18 protein-coding genes are annotated in these 17000 nt (G+C 70.2%); 11 read left to right on the forward strand and 7 right to left on the reverse strand.

The genetic code is table 11. From position 1 onward, the window contains the following. Positions 1 to 70: 70 nt before the first annotated feature. The 8 genes from L7N97_RS03435 (at position 71) to L7N97_RS03470 (ending at position 9997) form a co-directional block, all read left to right on the forward strand. Entirely contained in the window at positions 71 to 1531 is a 1461-nt protein-coding gene (locus L7N97_RS03435) for a class I SAM-dependent methyltransferase (protein ID WP_237476970.1), read from the forward strand. 184 nt (positions 1532 to 1715) lie between these two features. Then, on the forward strand, positions 1716 to 3185 hold the full coding sequence (locus L7N97_RS03440) for an FAD-binding oxidoreductase (RefSeq protein ID WP_237476971.1): 1470 nt from the start codon (positions 1716 to 1718) through the stop codon (positions 3183 to 3185). 143 nt (positions 3186 to 3328) lie between these two features. Then, positions 3329 to 4510: a glycolate oxidase subunit GlcE gene (gene glcE, locus L7N97_RS03445; protein ID WP_237476972.1), complete on the forward strand. Its 1182-nt coding sequence runs from the start codon at positions 3329 to 3331 to the stop codon at positions 4508 to 4510. Positions 4511 to 4634: 124 nt separating this feature from the next. Further along, the gene (locus L7N97_RS03450; RefSeq protein WP_237476973.1) at positions 4635 to 5591 is read left to right on the forward strand and encodes a sugar-binding transcriptional regulator; all 957 of its coding nucleotides are present in this window, start codon (positions 4635 to 4637) and stop codon (positions 5589 to 5591) included. Positions 5592 to 5721: 130 nt separating this feature from the next. Further along, positions 5722 to 7038: an ABC transporter substrate-binding protein gene (locus L7N97_RS03455; RefSeq protein ID WP_428980956.1), complete on the forward strand. Its 1317-nt coding sequence runs from the start codon at positions 5722 to 5724 to the stop codon at positions 7036 to 7038. An 82-nt stretch (positions 7039 to 7120) separates the two neighbouring features. Beyond that, complete coding sequence (locus L7N97_RS03460; RefSeq protein ID WP_237476974.1) at positions 7121 to 8038, forward strand: carbohydrate ABC transporter permease; 918 nt, start codon at positions 7121 to 7123, stop codon at positions 8036 to 8038. Positions 8039 to 8046: 8 nt separating this feature from the next. Further along, entirely contained in the window at positions 8047 to 8862 is an 816-nt protein-coding gene (locus L7N97_RS03465; protein ID WP_237476975.1) for a carbohydrate ABC transporter permease, read from the forward strand. Between the two features lie 13 nt (positions 8863 to 8875). After that, on the forward strand, positions 8876 to 9997 hold the full coding sequence (locus tag L7N97_RS03470) for an ABC transporter ATP-binding protein (RefSeq protein ID WP_237476976.1): 1122 nt from the start codon (positions 8876 to 8878) through the stop codon (positions 9995 to 9997). A gap of 95 nt (positions 9998 to 10092) precedes the next feature. Here L7N97_RS03470 and L7N97_RS03475 read toward each other — a convergent pair whose 3' ends face one another. The 5 genes from L7N97_RS03475 to L7N97_RS03495 form a co-directional block, all read right to left on the reverse strand. Further along, the gene (locus L7N97_RS03475; protein WP_237476977.1) at positions 10093 to 10272 is read right to left on the reverse strand and encodes a hypothetical protein; all 180 of its coding nucleotides are present in this window, start codon (positions 10270 to 10272) and stop codon (positions 10093 to 10095) included. Between the two features lie 126 nt (positions 10273 to 10398). Further along, a complete protein-coding gene (locus tag L7N97_RS03480) occupies positions 10399 to 11406 on the reverse strand; it encodes an alpha/beta fold hydrolase (protein WP_237476978.1) in 1008 nt (335 codons plus the stop codon). Positions 11407 to 11478: 72 nt separating this feature from the next. Beyond that, a complete protein-coding gene (locus tag L7N97_RS03485; RefSeq protein ID WP_237476979.1) occupies positions 11479 to 11736 on the reverse strand; it encodes a hypothetical protein in 258 nt (85 codons plus the stop codon). 339 nt (positions 11737 to 12075) lie between these two features. Next, positions 12076 to 12324: a hypothetical protein gene (locus L7N97_RS03490; protein WP_237476980.1), complete on the reverse strand. Its 249-nt coding sequence runs from the start codon at positions 12322 to 12324 to the stop codon at positions 12076 to 12078. A gap of 185 nt (positions 12325 to 12509) precedes the next feature. After that, entirely contained in the window at positions 12510 to 12881 is a 372-nt protein-coding gene (locus L7N97_RS03495; RefSeq protein ID WP_237476981.1) for a (2Fe-2S) ferredoxin domain-containing protein, read from the reverse strand. Between the two features lie 111 nt (positions 12882 to 12992). On the opposite strand from L7N97_RS03495, the gene L7N97_RS03500 reads away from it, so the two are divergent. Together L7N97_RS03500 and L7N97_RS03505 are read left to right on the forward strand one after the other, a co-directional pair. Beyond that, entirely contained in the window at positions 12993 to 13607 is a 615-nt protein-coding gene (locus tag L7N97_RS03500) for a DsbA family oxidoreductase (RefSeq protein ID WP_237476982.1), read from the forward strand. A 55-nt stretch (positions 13608 to 13662) separates the two neighbouring features. Further along, entirely contained in the window at positions 13663 to 14751 is a 1089-nt protein-coding gene (locus L7N97_RS03505; protein ID WP_237476983.1) for an SMP-30/gluconolactonase/LRE family protein, read from the forward strand. Positions 14752 to 14846: 95 nt separating this feature from the next. Here L7N97_RS03505 and ftrA read toward each other — a convergent pair whose 3' ends face one another. Beyond that, on the reverse strand, positions 14847 to 15860 hold the full coding sequence (gene ftrA, locus L7N97_RS03510) for a transcriptional regulator FtrA (RefSeq protein WP_237476984.1): 1014 nt from the start codon (positions 15858 to 15860) through the stop codon (positions 14847 to 14849). 66 nt (positions 15861 to 15926) lie between these two features. Here ftrA and L7N97_RS03515 point away from each other — a divergent pair, with 66 nt between their 5' ends. Then, positions 15927 to 16325 (forward strand): rhodanese-like domain-containing protein, encoded by a 399-nt coding sequence (locus L7N97_RS03515; RefSeq protein WP_237476985.1) that lies wholly within the window; start codon positions 15927 to 15929, stop codon positions 16323 to 16325. 127 nt (positions 16326 to 16452) lie between these two features. On the opposite strand, the gene L7N97_RS03520 is transcribed toward L7N97_RS03515, so the two are convergent. Further along, positions 16453 to 16947, reverse strand: coding sequence for a regulatory protein RecX (locus L7N97_RS03520; protein WP_237476986.1), 495 nt, complete (start codon positions 16945 to 16947; stop codon positions 16453 to 16455). Positions 16948 to 17000 lie beyond the last annotated feature (53 nt).

The following is a 17000-nucleotide window of genomic DNA, read 5'->3' on the forward strand; positions in this document are numbered from 1 at the left end:
CAGGCAGTTCATACCTGAGAAGATGAACCGGGGCGAGGCATTAACTATCATCTCGACGAGATTGCGCCAGATGAACACCACTTCAGCACTGCGAGAAGGCGAAACTTTTCTGCCGTCGACAGATTCTCGAGTTGTCATAGTCTCTTTCTTTATGGATAATGTACCTAAAAAAATCATCGATCTTCAAAAACAAATCGTCACGAGGCTCAACACTAGAAATTTCAATTTTCTCCAGATGCGGACAACGGCGTCACGCGGCGAGGCGATCGACGATGCCCTGAGACACATCGACGGCGACGTCCTCATCTTCCTCGATATCGATTGCATACCGCTCAACTGCGACGCTCTACCGATGCTGGCGGAAGCGGCGGCGCGAGGCGTTCTCGTCGGTTCCGTCCAGAAGGCAAATCACATTCAAAACGGCGACCACCTTTATGCCGGGCCGTTCTGCATGGGTATCTCGAAAGCGCTTTGGAACGACCTCGGACAGCCCTCCGCACAGCCCACCGAACGCGGCGACGTGGGCGAAGAGTTTACCTACTGTTGCGAGAAGAGGGGCCGTTCGATCCAGCTGATCTGGCCCTCCGATGTCGAAGTTCCAGTCTGGCCACTGAGGGCAGAAATCCAGTTCGGCTACAACACGGTCTATGGCGGATTCTTTCTCCATGCTTTCGGGATCCGGCATGAAGCCAACCACGAGCGTTTCGTCGCGCGCTGTCAGGAACTGTTGATGGGACTGCAAGGGCCGGCGAACGACGCGGTGAGTCTAGGCACATCCATGTGGGGAAGCAGCGAGGGGCGGGAAAGCGACAAGATTTTCTGGCATCGGTTCACCGAAACCTACGATCGGGCGCTCGCGCGTCTAGGCAACGCGCAAGATATTCTTGAATTCGGCGTCCTCGACGGCGACAGCATCCGATGGCTGATGAGGCGCTTTCCCGATGCACGGATCGTCGGGGTCGACATCAGCCCGCCGAAGGATCGTTGGCCGACTGGAGATCGAATCGAATATGCCCGACTAGATCAGGGCGACAGAGCCGCCGTCCGGAGCCTCTTCGAGAAGCTCGACCGCCGTTTTGACCTCATCGTCGAGGACGGGAGTCATATCCCGCAACATCAAGCCACGTGCCTGCTGGAGGCCATGCCACACCTGCGCTCCTCCGGACTCTACTTCCTGGAAGACATTCACTCGTCCCACCCGGACAACGCCGACTTCGGACGTTATATGTCGCCACCGTCGCCCAACGCACTACACGTACTTCTCGCCTTCGAACATCTGAAAGCGACGGCACAGCCGTTGACCGCCGGAATCGCCTCGAACCTGAGCGCGCCCGGGTATTTCAGCCCGGATCAGGTCACCAGTCTGTTCGCCGACATATCTCAAGTCGAGATATATCGGAGGTCCGCCCTTCCCCTGCGCTGCTATCAATGTGGGTCGGAAACTTTCAACTATCGGCAGATGCTGTGCCGCTGCGGAGTGGATTTATATCGGAAACCCGACTCTATGACCTGTATAATCGAAAAAGCATGAAGCGCATCGGAGTCAGCGCGAGTTCCGCTAGCGCCGTTACTTCGATTCAGAGGAGCCAGCGACTCGTCACGGCGGAAATTGCGCGAGGCCTGCATCTCCGATGGCCGTCTTCGCGGCCTGCCGTTCACAAGCGTCGACCCGATCTCTATATTGATCGAAAGACCTCGTCCCGGGAGGACCCCTCATGTCGGCCATCGCCTTCCCCGCCCCCGACCCCTCCATCGTGGCCCGCCGCGCCGAGATCGTCGCCGGCCTCGCCGCCCTGCTCCCGCCCGAATGCCTCGTCGACAGCGAGGACGAGCGCCGCGCCTTCGAGACGGACGGGCTCACGGCCTACCGGCAGGTGCCGCTCGCCGTGGTGCTGCCGCGCTCGACCGCGGAAGTGTCGGCGGTGATGCGCTACCTGCACCGCGAGGGCGTCAAGGTCATCCCGCGCGGCGCCGGCACGTCGCTCTGCGGCGGCGCCATCCCGCAGCCCGACGCCGTGGTGGTCGGGGTCGGCAAGCTCAACCGCGTGCTGGAGATCGACTACCCGAACCGCACCGCGCGGGTCGAGTCGGGAGTCACCAACCTCGCCATCACGGGCGCGGTGTCGCACGAGGGCTACTTCTACGCGCCGGACCCCTCGTCGCAGCTCGCCTGCACCATCGCGGGCAACATCGCCATGAACTCGGGCGGGGCGCACTGCCTGAAATACGGCGTCACCACCAACAACGTGCTGGGCTGCCGCATGGTGCTGGTCGACGGCACGGTGGTGGACATCGGCGGACAGCACATGGACGCGCCGGGGCTCGACCTGCTCGGCCTCGTGGTGGGCTCGGAGGGGCAGCTCGGCATCGTCACCGAGGCCACGGTCCGCATCCTGCGCGCCGCAGAAGGGGCGCAGCCGGTGCTGTTCGGCTTTGATTCCGTCGAGGAGGCCGGCGACACGGTGTCGGCCATCATCGGCGCCGGCATCGTGCCGGTCGCGATGGAATACATGGACAAGGTCGCGATCGAGATTTGCGAGGCCTTCGCGCACGCCGGCTACCCGCTCGACGTCGAGGCGATGCTGATCATCGAGGTCGAGGGCAGCCAGGCCGAGATGACCGAGCAACTGCGCAAGATCATCGCCATCGCGCGGGAGCACGGCGTCAAGACCATCAAGGAGAGCCGCTCGGCGGCCGAGACGGCCGCGATCTGGAAGGGGCGCAAGTCCGCCTTCGGCGCCACGGGGCGCGTGGCCGACTACATCTGCATGGACGGCACCATCCCGACCGGGCGCCTGCCCGAGGTGCTGCGCCGCATCCGGCAGATCACCGACGGCTACGGCCTCAAGGCCGCCAACGTGTTCCACGCCGGCGACGGCAACCTCCATCCCCTCGTGCTCTACAACATCAACGATCCCGAGGAGCAGCGGAAGGCCGAGGAGGCCGGCAACGACATCCTCAAGCTCTGCGTCGAGGTGGGCGGCTGCCTCACGGGCGAGCACGGCGTCGGCATCGAGAAGCGCGACCTGATGCGCCACCAGTTCGACGAGGCCGACCTCCACCAGCAGATGCGCGTGCGCGCCGCCTTCGACCCCGACTGGCTGCTCAACCCCGCCAAGGTGTTCCCGCTCGACGGGCGCCTGCCGGCGGGGCCGCGGGCGCCGCTGCCGCAGGCGGCCGAGTGAGTTGCGCCTTCCCGCCTTCGGGGAGAGAATGGTGAGGCGCTTCGGCGACGGATGAGGCGCTCCCCCGCCGCGCCCGGCACCCCTCATCCGGCCCTTCGGGCCACCTTCCCCCGGACCGGGGGAGGGCCAGCTTCGGGACCTCCATGACGCTCCACGCCCCCGCCACGGAAGCCGAGGCCTGCGCGGCCGTGAGCGAGGCCCGCGCGGCGCGCCGGCCGCTGCGGCTCCAGGGCGGCGGCACGCGCGCGGGGCTCGGCCGGCCCACCAACGCGGTCGACGCGCTGTCGTCGGCGGGCCTCACCGGCATCACGCTCTACGAACCCTCCGAGCTCGTCATCGGCGCGCGCGCCGGCACGCCCGTGCGGGTGCTGGAGGAGACGCTGGCCGCCAAGGGCCAGATGCTGCCCGTGGAGCCGATGGACCACCGCCGCCTCTACGGCACGGCGGGCGAGCCGACGGTCGGCGGTCTCGTCGCCACCAACGCGTCGGGGCCGCGGCGCTTCGCGGCGGGCGCGGTGCGCGACCACCTCATCGGCGTGCGGCTCGTCAACGGCTTCGGCGAGGCGGTGAAGTCCGGCGGCCGCGTGATGAAGAACGTCACGGGCCTCGACCTCGTGAAGCTCGAATGCGGCGCTCACGGCACGCTGGGCTTCCTCACCGAGGTCACCTTCAAGGTCGTGCCGCGGCCCGAGACCGCGCTGACGCTGCAGTTCGAGGGGCTCGACGACGCCCGCGCCGCCGTGGCCATGGCACGGGCCATCGGCACGCCCTTCGAGATGACGGGCGCGGCCCACATCCCCGGCGAGGCTGGCGCGCCGGCCCGCACGCTGCTCAGGCTCGACGGCTTCGCCGCCTCGGTCGACGACCGCGCGGCCCGGCTCGCGGCGCTGCTGGCCGAGTTCGGCGCGCCCGAGCGGCTGCCGGAGCCGACCGCCGCCGCGCTGTGGGACGAGCTGCGCGACGGCGCGGCGCTCGGCGCCCGCGCCGAGGAGGCCGTGTGGCGCCTGTCGGTCGCGCCCACGCGCGGCCCGGCGGTGGCGGAGAAGCTGAAGGGCGTCGCGCGCCGCCACTGCTTCGACTGGGGCGGCGGGCTGATCTGGGTCGCGACCGAGGCGGCGGGCGACGCCGGAGCGGGGGCGATCCGCGCCGTGCTGGCCGCGTCCGGCGGCCACGCCACGCTGGTGCGCGCCCCCGACGCCGTGCGGGCCGCCACCCCGGTCTTCGAGCCGCTCGGGCCGGCGCTCGCCGCCGTGACGGCGAACATCAAGGCGAGCTTCGACCCCGACCGCGTCTTCAACCCCGGCCTGATGTACGGCGGGGTCTGACGCGGCGTCGCCCAAGCCGCGGCGCCTTGACCCCGCACGCCGATCCGCGCCACCCTGCCGCCGTGATCCCCGCCGCGCTCCGTCCGGCGCCGCGGGGCAGTCGATAAGGCGTGGGAGCCCCGGGGTGAACGAGAAGGCTGACGCCCGGACGAGGCGGCTCGACCTCGCGGCCCGCGCCGCCTGGCTCTACTACATCAAGCGCCGCACGCAGGACGAGATCGCCGCCGACCTCGGCGTGTCGCGCCCCAACGCGCAGCGCCTCGTCGCCCTCGCGATCTCGGAAGGGCTCATCAAGTTCCGGCTCGACCATCCGCTGCTGAAGAGCATGGAGCTCGGCGAGCGCATGCGCGAGCGCTACGGGCTCGACTCCTGCGAGGTCGCGCCCGCGGTCGACGGGCAGAGCGAGCGCGTCGGCGTGGCCCTGCTGGCGGCGCAGTACATCGAGGCGCTGCTCGCCTCGCCGACCCCCCGCATCCTCGCGCTCGGCACCGGCCGCACCCTGCTCGACACCGTGCGCGAGGTGACCTCCATGGAGCGCGCCGATCACAAGGTCGTGTCCGCGGTCGGCAACCTCACCCGCGACGGCCGCGCCAGCCCCTACGACGTGGCGATCCGCCTGGCCGACCGCGTCGGCGCGCAGTGCTATCCCCTGCCCCTGCCCGTGCTCACCGACACGCGCGAGGAATGCGAGTTCCTCAAAGCCCAGCGCGGCTACGGCATCGTGGACGCGCTGGTGCGCGACGCCGACGCCGAGGTGCTGGGCGTGGGCTCCATCGGCACCACCGCGCCCCTGCTGATCGACGGCTTCGTGACGCCCGAGGAGCTGAAGCAGCTCGAGGCGGCCGGGGCGGTCGGCGAGCTGCGCTCCCACCCGATCGACGCCCGCGGCTGCCCGATCGACGACGCCGTGACGCGCCGCCTCACGGCCGTTCCGCCGGCCCGCAGGCCCCGCCGCCCCACGGTGCTGGTCGCGGCGGGGCGGTCCAAGCTCCCGGCCCTCGCGGCGGCGCTGGCGGGCGGCTACGCCACCGGCCTCGTCATCGACGAGCCCACCGCGGTGCGGCTGCTGGACGGCCGCTGATCGCGCTTCACATCCGGCCGGGGATCGCCATAGAATCGCCCTTGACAGCGAGCCCGGCAAGATTGAGCATTTGCTCTCACGCTGAGCAAAGTTTGCGGCCGACCAACGGCCGCCAGAGGGAGGACATCGAATGCGTTTCGCTCGTACCGGCGGGCTCGTCGCCGCGCTGCTGGCTTCGACCATCGCCGCGAAGGCCGACAACCCGACGCTGACGATCGCCACGGTCAACAACGGCGACATGATCGTCATGCAGAAGCTGTCTCCGCAGTTCGAGAAGGAGACCGGCATCAAGCTGAACTGGGTCGTGCTCGAGGAGAACGTGCTCCGCCAGCGCCTCACCACCGACATCGCCACCAAGGGCGGCCAGTTCGACGTGATGACGATCGGCGCCTACGAGACGCCGATCTGGGCCAAGCAGGGCTGGCTCATGTCGCTCGACGACCTCGGCGAGGCCTACGACTACAAGGACCTGATCCCGCAGGTGAAGGAGGCCTCCTCGGTCGACGGCAAGATGTATGCCGCACCCTTCTACGCCGAGTCGTCCTTCACCTATTACCGCAAGGACCTGTTCGACAAGGCCGGCATCACCATGCCGGAGAAGCCCACCTACGCGCAGATCGCCGAATACGCCGCCAAGGTGTCGGACAAGAAGAACGGCATCTACGGCATCTGCCTGCGCGGCAAGCCGGGCTGGGGCGAGAACATGGCCTTCCTCGGCACGGCCGTGAACGCCTTCGGCGGCGAATGGTTCAACATGAAGTGGCAGCCGCAGCTCACCACTCAGCCCTGGAAGAACGCCGTCGACTGGTACCTCGACGTCATGAAGAAGGACGGCCCCCCCGGCCCGACCGCCAACGGCTTCAACGAGAACCAGGCCCTCTTCGCCAACGGTAAGTGCGGCATGTGGATCGACGCCACCTCGGGCGCCGGCCGCATCTACGACCCCAAGCAGAGCCAGGTGGCCGACAAGACCGCCTTTACGGCTTCGCCCATCACCGACGCCGACCCGAAGGCCTCCGGCTGGTTCTGGTCCTGGAACCTCGCGGTGCCGGCCTCCACCAAGCAGGCCGACGCGGCGAAGAAGTTCATCGCCTGGGCGACCTCCAAGAAGTACATCGACATGGTGGGCAAGTCGGAGGGCTGGGTGGCCCTGCCGCCCGGCACCCGCCTGTCGACCTACGCCAACCCCGAGTATCAGAAGGCCGCGCCCTTCGCCGCCACCGTGCTGAAGGCGATCGAGACCACCGATCCCAAGCACCCGACCGTGAACCCGGTGCCCTACACCGGCGTGCAGTTCGTCGCGATCCCCGAGTTCCAGGCCATCGGCACCAACGTCGGCCAGGACATCTCGGCGGCCCTCGCCGGGCAGGACACGGCGGAAGCCGCCCTCAAGAAGGGCCAAGCCACCACCGAGCGCACCATGAAGCAGGCCGGCTACCCCAAGTAAGCCGGGACGAGACCGCCGCCGGGGCTTCACGCCCCGGCGGTTTCGGTTCAGGATGACACCAATACCAAGACGGGAGGCCGCGATGTCGACTTCAGCTCTGCCGCGCGACGCGGCCGCTGCGCCCAGGGTGGGGCGCTCGAAGCGCGGCATCGACACGCGGCCGCTCGTCTGGCCGAGCATCGCGGCGCTGCTGGTGTGGATGATCGTCCCGCTGGCGCTGACGCTGTACTTCTCGTTCCGGAACTACAACCTCACCGACCCGACCGTGCAGGGCTGGGCGGGCCTCGACAACTACACCTACCTGCTCACCGATCCCTCGTTCATCACCTCGATCGTCAACACGGTGCTGCTGGTCGGCGGCGTGCTCATCGCCACCATCGTCTTCGGCACGCTGTTCGCGGTGCTGTTCGACCAGGAATTCTACGGCCAGGGCGTGTCCCGGCTCTTCGTCATCGCGCCCTTCTTCGTCATGCCGACGGTGGCGGCGCTGGTGTGGAAGAACCTGCTGATGGATCCCGTCAACGGCCTCTTCGCCTATATGGCGCGCGGGGTCGGGCTCGAGCCGATCACCTTCTTCACCACCGCTCCCCTGCTGTCGATCGGCCTCATCGTGGCGTGGCAGTGGGTGCCCTTCGCGACGCTGATCCTGCTCACCGCCATGCAGTCGCTCGACCGCGAGCAGATCGAGGCGGCCCGCATGGACGGCGCCAAGGCCATCGCCCGCTTCCGCCACATCATCGTGCCCCACCTCGCCCGGCCCATCACCGTCGTGGTGATGATCGAGACGATCTTCCTGCTCGGCATCTTCGCTGAGATCCTGGTCACGACCAGCGGCGGCCCGGGCGACGCCTCCACCAACCTCGTCTACCTCGTCTACAAGACGGCCCTGCTGCAGTTCGACGTCGGCGGCGGCTCGGCGGGCGGCATCGTGGCGGTCGTGCTGGCCAACGTGGTCGCCATCTTCCTCGTGCGCACCGTCGCGCGCAACCTCGACAACTGAGGCCCGCCATGAAGGCCAAGCAGCGCGACAAGATCGTCATGACGTTCCTGGGCTGGGGCGTCGCCTTTCTGGTGTTCTTCCCCATCCTGTGGATGGCGATCACCTCGTTCAAGTCCGAGATCGACGCCATCAACCCGTCGCTCTTCTTCCACCCGACGCTCGAATCCTTCGCCACCGTCAACGAGCGGGTGAACTACTTCGGCGCCGTGATCAACAGCGTGGTCGAGTCGGTCGGCGCCACGATCGTGTGCCTCGCCTTCTCGGTGCCGGCCGCCTACGCCATGGCGTTCTACCCGGGCAAGAAGACCAAGGACCTCCTGATGTGGATGATGTCCACCAAGATGATGCCGGCGGTCGGCGTCCTGGTGCCCATCTACGTCCTGTTCCAGACCATGGGCCTGCTCGACACCTGGACCGGCATCATCGCCATGTTCACGCTGATGAACCTGCCGATCGTCGTGTGGATGCTGTATTCCTTCTTCCGCGAGGTGCCGAAGGAGATCCTCGAAGCGTCGCGGATGGACGGCGCGACGCCGATGCAGCAGATGCGCCTGCTGCTGCTGCCGCTGTCCCTGCCCGGCGTGATGTCGACGGCGCTCCTGTCCATCATCCTGTGCTGGAACGAGGCCTTCTGGAGCATCAATCTCACCTCCGTGAAGGCGGCGCCGCTGACCCAGCTCATCGTCAGCTTCTCCAGCCCCGAGGGCCTGTTCTGGTCCAAGCTGTCAGCCGCCTCGCTGCTCGCCATCGCGCCGATCCTGGTGTTCGGCTGGCTCACACAACGTCAACTCGTGCGCGGCCTGACCTTCGGCGCCGTCAAGTAAGGGGTACACCGCCATGGCTACCGTCACCCTCAAGGACGTGCGCAAGAGCTACGGCGCCGTCAACATCATCCAGGGCGTGGACCTCGCCATCAAGGACCGCGAGTTCGTGGTCTTCGTCGGCCCCTCGGGCTGCGGCAAGTCCACGCTGCTGCGCATGATCGCCGGGCTGGAGGAGATCACCTCGGGCGACCTGTCGATCGACGGTCAGGTCGTCAACGACGTGCCGCCCGACGCGCGCGGCCTCGCCATGGTGTTCCAGAGCTACGCGCTCTACCCGCACATGACGGTGGCCGACAACATGGCCTTCGCGCTGCGCCTCGCGGGCGTGCCCAAGGCCGAGCGCGACGCCAAGGTGGCCTCGGCGGCCAAGATCCTGCAGCTCGAGAAGCTGCTCGACCGGCGCCCCGGCCAGCTGTCGGGCGGCCAGCGCCAGCGCGTCGCCATCGGCCGCGCCATCGTGCGCCAGCCCAAGGTGTTCCTGTTCGACGAGCCGCTGTCGAACCTCGACGCGTCCCTGCGCGTGCAGATGCGCATCGAGATCGCGCGCCTGCACAGCGAGCTGAAGGCGACGATGATCTACGTCACCCACGACCAGATCGAGGCCATGACCATGGCCGACCGCATCGTCGTGCTGCGCGCCGGCAAGATCGAGCAGGTCGGCTCGCCGCTGGAGCTCTACCATTACCCGGCCAACACCTTCGTGGCGGGCTTCATCGGCTCGCCGAAGATGAACCTCACGCCCGCGAGCGTGAAGTCGTCCCACGCCAACGGCGTCGACGTCGTGCTCCCCGGCGGCGGCGTGGCATCCATCCCGGTCGAGCCCCGCAACGCGGCGGCCGGCGCCGCCTGCACGGTGGGCTTCCGGCCCGAGACGCTGTCCATGGCGGCCGAGGGGCCGCTGGGCGGCAAGGTCGCCGTGGTTGAGCACCTCGGCGGCGAGACGCTGGTCTACGTCGACGTCGGCGGCGGTCACCTCGTCACGGTGAAGACGCCCGGCAGCACCTCGGCGCAGATCGGCGACGTCGTCAGGCTCGCGGTCAACACCGACGAGGCGCGGCTGTTCGACAAGGACGGCGTCGCCATGACGCCGATGCACCGCCGCGCCATCGCCGGGATGGCCGTCGCGGCGCAGTGAGGCGGCTTCACCGTCAGACACGGGAAAGCCCGGGCAGCGCCCGGGCTTTTCGCGTTCTGTTCCGGGCGACGCCGGCGCGCCGCCTCGGCCGAGGCTCAGTTCGGGATGCGGACCGACGGGCCCGGCGCGCGGTCGTGCAGGGCCACGACGGCGGGGGCGAGCTTGAAGGTCTGGCAGTCGTGGTTCTTGGCGACGGCATGGCCGGCGGTGAGGACCACGGCGGCGAGCGCGGCGGCGGTGAGCTTCACGCGGAGGGCATGGATCGGAAGGGTCATCGAGGGTCCTGAACGGGAGGGACTGTGTCCGTCCCGCGTACAATCGCCTTCGGATTGGGGCGGCAACGCGGCGGACACGGCCGGCGGGCCGGCCGGCATGGCCGCGATGCGCGGCATTTCCGGGCTTTACTTTAAGAAGCCGTTGAGGGCCGCCAGGAAGGCGTCCGCCTGTTCGAGGTGCGGGATGTGGCCGCTGTTCTCGATCACCGTCACGGCGCAGTTCCGCACCTCGGCGCAGGCCGCGCGCGCCAGCACGGGGAAGTTCCCCATCCCGGCCGTCCGGGCCGGATCGCCGTAGCCCTTCATCACCACGGAGCGGTCCTCGGCCCCGACCGCGATCATCACGGGCATGGCGAGGTCGCGGTATTCGGAGCGGACCGGCTGCCGGTAGATCATCTGGTAGCTTTCTGCCGCCGCCCTGGCCCAGCGGTCGTAGTCGCCGGACTCCGCGATCCGCATGCGCTGATCGACGAAGGCTTCCTGCTTCGCCGCGGGGTAGCCGACGAAGTAATGGGCGATGAAGGCGCGGTACGACGCCGGCGTCTGCTTCAGCTCCGCGGCGGTCAGCGTCTCCGTCGTCTGCGGCGGGATGTTCACGCGGTAGTCCTCGAGCCCGATCGGGTCCTCCAGCACGAGCCTGCGGACCCGGTCCGGGTGGGTGAGGGCGAAGCGCACCGCCAGCATGCCGCCGGTGGAATGGCCGACGAGGTCGACCTGGCCGGTCACGCCGAGGTGGTCGAGCAGCGCCAGCGTGTTGGCCGTGAGGGCATCGAACGAGTAATCGAGGTCCGGCTTGGACGATTTGTTGAAGCCGATCTGGTCCGGCACGACCACGCGATAGCCGCGCCCGGCGAGGTCCGAGATCACGTCCGCCCAATAGTCGCTGGAGAAGTTCTTGCCGTGGAGCAGCACGGCGGTGCGGCCGTTCGGCGCCACCGTCGGGGCGGGGTGCACGTCCATGTAGGCCATGCGCAGCGCCTGCCCGTCCTCGACGAGGGGGAACAGGTGCACCGGATAGGGATAGGGCCATCCCTCGATGCCGATGCCGAGCGGGGCGGCGTCCTCCGCCCGCGCGCCCGACGCGGCGGCCGCGATCAGCACCAGCGCCGCCATCATGGATCTCGTCTTCGGCATCGCCACCATCTCGTTGAACCGACGCTCCGGCGTCGGCGAGATGCATGCAGATGATCGAGGGCCGTGGCCCCATCAAGGCCGATGGCGATGCCTGCGGGCGACGGGGCGGCGGAGATGGCGGTCGGGCAGTCCGAACACCCCGCGGACGCCGCCCACCACGCCGCCGACAGCCCCACCGACGACGCCTCCCACGACGCCGCCGATCGGCCCGGCCGCGCGTTCGCCCGTCGCCGCGCCGGACCGGGCTCCCCCGACGATCCCCTGCGCCTCGGCGGTGCACGGGACTGCGAGCGAGGCCAGGATGACGGCCGAGAGGGCGAGACGCATCATGGGGTGGATCCTGCGGGAAGGCCCGCGGCACGCGCGAGCCTGCGGCAACGCCGCCCGTCCCCGCAGGGTTCGCCGATCGGTCGCGGACCGGGCCTCGCCGGCCGGGACGGAGGCGACCGAGGATCGCGCTTCCACGTCCCACGCTCCGATCCCGCGGCCGACCCGGCGGCGAGAGACGGCCGCGGCGCAGATCGCTCTGAGGGAAAAGGGCCGCGGCCGTCCGAGCCGGGGTGAGCCGGCCCGCCGAGACCATAGCGGGGAAGCGGCGAGATGGAAGCGCGGAAGCTCTGCCCGGCCCCGATGGCTGCCACCCGACGGCTCGGCGCGCCGACGCCGGGGTCAGCCGGAGTGGACGGGTCCGAACCTGTCGTAGACGGAGATCGGAAGCCGGCGGGCCGGGCCGGGCGGGAGCCAGCGCCCGAGCACCGGCCTCCGCAGGTCGCGACAGATCACGACGATCAGCGCGGCGCAGACCGGGAGCAGGACCGCCGCGGCGAGGAGCGTCGGATGGGAGACCGCAACCTGACCGAGGCCGTGCAGGGCCCGGCCGACCGGCAGATCGAGGCGGGGCAGGAGATGGCGACACATCGTGCGTTCAGCCGTCTTAAGAATATTTTTACCCTACGCATCGCGCTCGAATGTGCAAGGGCCGAGCCTCGCATGGCATGCAATTTTCGCGGGCGCGACGGTGCGGCCTCCAGCAGATCACGTCGGCCTTGTCCGGCCCTGGTCGCCCTGCCCCCGACGGCGGGCTATCGCGACGCCTCGTCGGCTCACTCGGCGGCGTCGAGCGCCGGCCCGTCCGGGCCGCGGGCGGCCCCGAGGCCGAGCCGGTCGACCACCTCGTCCATGCCGGCCCCCTCCGGCACCAGGAGCATGGAGCCCGGGGCGCTGCCCTTCACCACCACGACGGCGCGCTTCGGGCAGAGGCCGAGGCACCCGACCTCGACGACCCCGACGGCACGGCGGCGCGCCTTGACCTTGCGCTTCCCTGCCCCGTCGATCGAGCGGCGCAGCGCCTTGGCGAAGGCGTCCTCGCCGTCCGGCCCGAAGCCGCCGTCGAGCTTCTTGGAACACTTGCGGCACACCAGCACGACGTCGCGCCACTCCGCCCCGACCCGCTTCCAAGCCTTGTCCCTGCTCACCCGCACCGTCCTCCGCGCCGCCCCTCCGCCCCGAGATGGCCCGCGGCGGCTCCATCGCAACCCGCCCAGCGGACGGGCGTTGCGTGTCGACGAGCCGGATGAGGGACCCGCATGGCCGAACAGACCGCGATCCAGGTTTGGAGCGACTACGTCTGCCCCTTCTGCTACCTCGCGCTGCCGGCGCTGGCCCGCGCGCAGGACGAGCTCGGCGTCGCGCTGCAGTGGCGCGCCTTCGAGCTGCGCCCCGAGCCGCAGCCGACGCTCGACCCGGACGGCGAGTACCTCCACAACGTTTGGAACTCGGCCGTCTACCCGATGGCGGAGGAGCGCGGCCTGGTCCTGCGCCTGCCGCCCGTGCAGCCGCGCTCGCGCCTCGCCGCGGTGGCGGCCGCCTACGCGCGCAGCGTCGGCGCCTTCGACGCCGTGCACGAGGCGCTGTTCCGCGCCTTCTTCGAGGAAGGCCTCGACATCGGCGACCGTTCGGTGCTGCTCGACATCGGCACGGTCTGCGGGCTCGACAGCGCGGACCTGCACCGCGCCCTCGACGACGCCGCGCTGCTGGACCGCGTGGTGGCGGAGGAGGAGCTCGCGGCGCGCCTCGGCATCGCGGGCGTGCCCGCCATGGTGATCCGCCACGGCGCGGGGCAGGCCAACCTGCTCAGCGGCGCGCAGCCCTTCGACGTGCTGGCCCACGCCGTGGAACGCGCGCGGGCGCCTGGCGCGTGAGGGCACCTTCCCGGGATGCGCGGCGTTGGGCGGCATCACGGTTCGTGGAGCCATCATGCGTCCCATCCTCGCCCTGACCGCCGCCGCCTTGTTGGCCCTGCCCTCCGCCGCGCGGGCCGAGGAGGACGGCGGCAAGCTCGTGCCCGTGCTCGAATCCCAGCTCATCTTCAACGGGATCGCGACGACGAAGGACGGCCGCACCTTCCTGCCCTTCCAGCGGCAGGTGCCGGGCCAGGGCATCGAGGTCGGCGAATGGGTCGACGGCCAGCCGAAGCCCTATCCGGACGCGGCGTGGAACGCTTTCGCGGCCGGGGGCGACCCGGCCCACAGCTTCGTGGGCGTGAACGCGCTGCGCATCGGCCCGGACGGGCGGCTCTGGATCGTCGACAAGGGCGCGCCCGGTCCGGGGCAGGACGTGCTGCCCGGCGGCGCCAAGGTCGTCGTGGTGGACCTCGCCACGAACCAGGTCAGCCGCATCATCGGGCTCGACGCCGTGACGGGCAAGAAGAGCTTCGTCGACGACATCCGCTTCAACGGCGACCACGTCTACCTGACCGACGCCGGCCAGCCCGGCCTCATCGTGGTCGGCCTCAAGACGGACCGCATGTGGCGCGCGCTCGACGGCGACAGGTCGGTGACGGCCGAGCGGACCCTGATGGCCGAGGGCCGGCCGGTGGTGAACCCGCAGGGCAAACCCGTGGTGATCAACGCCGACCAGCTCGAAGTCTCGCCGGACGGCAAGACCCTCTACTACCAGCCCTGTTCGGGTCCGATGTACCGCATCGACACCCGTTACCTCGACGATCCCGGCACGACCGACGACGAGCGGCGCCAGCACGTGGGCTTCTTTGCCGACACACCCTCGACCGGCGGCACCGCGATCGACGCGGCGGGCACCATCTATTCCAGCGACACCGACCACTCGCGCATCCTCAGAATCGCGCCGGACGGCCAGATCTCGACCCTGGTGGCGGACCCCAAGCTCGACTGGGTCGACGCCATGTGGATCGACGATGCCGGAAACCTGCTGATGCCGGCGGCGCAGCTCGACCGCACGCCGGCGATGGACCACGGCGTGGACGCGGTGAAGCTGCCGACGGTGGTCTACAAGCTCGCCGTCGGGGCCGTGCCGGTCCGGCGGTGAAGGATCGCCGCGGCTGATCCGCGCCGCGCGCGACCGCGTCGATCGTCGGTCGACGGCGCGCTGAGCGTTTTCGAGCCGCCCGCGCCGTCACCCCCTCAGCGGCTCGGGCTCACGAAGGCGCCGCGGTGGGCCGAGGGGCTGATCCCCAGGCGGGAGCGGAAGTGGTGCCGCATCGCCACCGTCCCGAAGCCGGCCGCGGCCGCGACGTCGTCGAGCGCCGCAGGCGCGGCCCGCTCCAGCAGTTCGCGGGCGAGGCGAAGCCGCTCCGCCATCAGCCACTCGCCCGGCGGCAGCCCGGTGGCCTCGGCGAAGCGGCGCTGGAAGGTGCGCAGGCTCATGCCGGCGCGGGCCGCGAGCGCGTCAAGCCTGTGGTCGTCGCCGGGGCGGGCCCGCATGGCGTCGATCAGCGGCCCGAGCCGTCCCGCCTCGTGCCGGCGGGGGACGGGCGCCGCGATGAACTGCGCCTGTCCGCCGTCGCGGTGCGGCGGCACGACCAGGCGCCGTGCCACGCCGTTGGCGGCCTCCGGGCCGAAGTCGCCGCGCACCACGTGAAGGCAGAGGTCGACGCCGGCGGCGCTGCCCGCCGCGGTCAGCACGTCGCCCTCGTCCACGTAGAGCACGTCCGCCTCGAAGCGGATCGTAGGGTGGCGCGCCGCCACGGTCGCGACATAGCGCCAATGCGTGGTGGCGCGGCGCCCGTCGAGCAGCCCGGCCGCGGCCAGCACGGCGATGCCGGAACAGAGCGACATGATGCGTGCGCCCCGCGCGTGGGCGGCCCGCAGCGCGCCGACGAGCGCGGCCGGCACCGGCGCGTCGATGGCGCGCCATCCCGGCACCACGACGAGGTCCGCCTCGGTCAGCACCTCCAGACCGTGGTGGACCGCGACCGTCAGCCCGCCCGCCGCCGTGAGCGGCCCGGCCTCGACGGCGGTAGCGGCATAGCGGTACCAGCCCGGCCCCATCTCCGGACGCGGCAGGCCGAACACCTCGTAGGCTACGCCGAACTCGAAGGTGCAGAGCCCGTCATAGGCCAGCACGGCGACGCGCGGGCCGGTGAGGTGATCGGGGAACGGCGGGCGGATTGGCACGATGTCGATGCTCGTCGACATCCGGACGGATGTCCAGCGCCGCGATAGCCCGCCAGGATGGCGCATCCCCCAATCCGGAGCAGCCCCATGCCGAGCCCCGTCACCCTGGTCCCGCCCGCCCCCGCCGTCGACGTCGCAGCCCGATACGGAGCACGCCTCGCCTTCGAGACGGACTGCGCCGACGTCGCCGCGGCGCAGTCCGCCGGCACCGTGGATTTCGCGCTCCTCGACGTGCGCGCGCCCGCCCAGTTCCACGAGCGGCACGTCCCGGGCGCGGTGAACCTTCCGCGCGGCAAGATGACGGCGCGACGCATGGCCGAGTGGCCGCAAGGCACGCTGTTCGTCGTCTACTGTGCGGGCCCGCACTGCAACGGCGCCGACAGGGCCGCGGCGCATCTCGCGGGGCTCGGCCTGCCCGTGAAGGTAATGATCGGCGGGATCACGGGCTGGGCCGACGAAGGGCTGGCGTTCGAGCGCGAGGCGTGAGCGCGGCCGCCGCATGCACCGAACCAAACAGGAGATCGCCCTTCTGTTCGATGCGGCTCGGTGCATCGCCTCGATGCCGGTGGACCGACCTGTCCACACGCTCGGACCTCGCGTTCGGGTCGGACCGCTAGTCCGCCTCCCCGTCCACCACGCGCTTGGCCAGCCCGAGCGGGAAGCCGGCCCGGACCATGACGCGCAGGTCCTTGTCGCGGTAGGGCTCGCGCTCGCCCGGCCGCCAGGGGCCCAGGCGCTTGCGCTGCGCGAGCCGCCGCGCCTGCGCCTCCTCGTCGAGGTCGACCGCCTCGGCGACGCTCTCCTCCGCCAGGTCGACGTTCTGACGGCCGAGCTCGGCCTTGATGCGCCAGGCCGGCAGGCCCTTGCGGGCCAGCGCGGCGGCGCGGCCGCGCCCGAAGGCGGCGTCGTCGATGAGGCCGGCGCGGGTCAGGCGCTCCACGACGCCGTCGATCAAGGCCCGCATCTCGGCGCCCTCCGGCACGGGCGCCTCGCGCAGCTCGCAGCGGCGCCGCACCTTGCGCTCCAGCACCTCGCGCAGCCGCGCCGTCGAGGCGGAATAGCGGGCGAGGTAGAAGCTCGCCATCCGCATCAGCGACTCGGGCGACACCGCCGGCTTCGGCGGCCGCCGTTCCTGCCCCGGTTCGGCCGACCGTCCCCGGG

Origin of the sequence: Lichenibacterium dinghuense, from assembly GCF_021730615.1 — a bacterium.
Classification (GTDB): domain Bacteria; phylum Pseudomonadota; class Alphaproteobacteria; order Rhizobiales; family Beijerinckiaceae; genus Lichenihabitans; species Lichenihabitans dinghuensis.

Coding starts and splice junctions, on each gene's coding strand:
- L7N97_RS03435 (WP_237476970.1), top strand. CDS start 71: ATGAACACCACTTCAGCACTGCGAGAAGGCGAAACTTTTCTGCCGTCG.
- L7N97_RS03440 (WP_237476971.1), top strand. CDS start 1,716: ATGTCGGCCATCGCCTTCCCCGCCCCCGACCCCTCCATCGTGGCCCGC.
- glcE (WP_237476972.1), top strand. CDS start 3,329: ATGACGCTCCACGCCCCCGCCACGGAAGCCGAGGCCTGCGCGGCCGTG.
- L7N97_RS03455 (WP_428980956.1), top strand. CDS start 5,722: ATGCGTTTCGCTCGTACCGGCGGGCTCGTCGCCGCGCTGCTGGCTTCG.
- L7N97_RS03460 (WP_237476974.1), top strand. CDS start 7,121: ATGTCGACTTCAGCTCTGCCGCGCGACGCGGCCGCTGCGCCCAGGGTG.
- L7N97_RS03465 (WP_237476975.1), top strand. CDS start 8,047: ATGAAGGCCAAGCAGCGCGACAAGATCGTCATGACGTTCCTGGGCTGG.
- L7N97_RS03470 (WP_237476976.1), top strand. CDS start 8,876: ATGGCTACCGTCACCCTCAAGGACGTGCGCAAGAGCTACGGCGCCGTC.
- L7N97_RS03475 (WP_237476977.1), bottom strand. CDS start 10,272: ATGACCCTTCCGATCCATGCCCTCCGCGTGAAGCTCACCGCCGCCGCG.
- L7N97_RS03480 (WP_237476978.1), bottom strand. CDS start 11,406: ATGCCGAAGACGAGATCCATGATGGCGGCGCTGGTGCTGATCGCGGCC.
- L7N97_RS03485 (WP_237476979.1), bottom strand. CDS start 11,736: ATGATGCGTCTCGCCCTCTCGGCCGTCATCCTGGCCTCGCTCGCAGTC.
- L7N97_RS03490 (WP_237476980.1), bottom strand. CDS start 12,324: ATGTGTCGCCATCTCCTGCCCCGCCTCGATCTGCCGGTCGGCCGGGCC.
- L7N97_RS03500 (WP_237476982.1), top strand. CDS start 12,993: ATGGCCGAACAGACCGCGATCCAGGTTTGGAGCGACTACGTCTGCCCC.
- L7N97_RS03505 (WP_237476983.1), top strand. CDS start 13,663: ATGCGTCCCATCCTCGCCCTGACCGCCGCCGCCTTGTTGGCCCTGCCC.
- ftrA (WP_237476984.1), bottom strand. CDS start 15,860: ATGTCGACGAGCATCGACATCGTGCCAATCCGCCCGCCGTTCCCCGAT.
- L7N97_RS03515 (WP_237476985.1), top strand. CDS start 15,927: ATGCCGAGCCCCGTCACCCTGGTCCCGCCCGCCCCCGCCGTCGACGTC.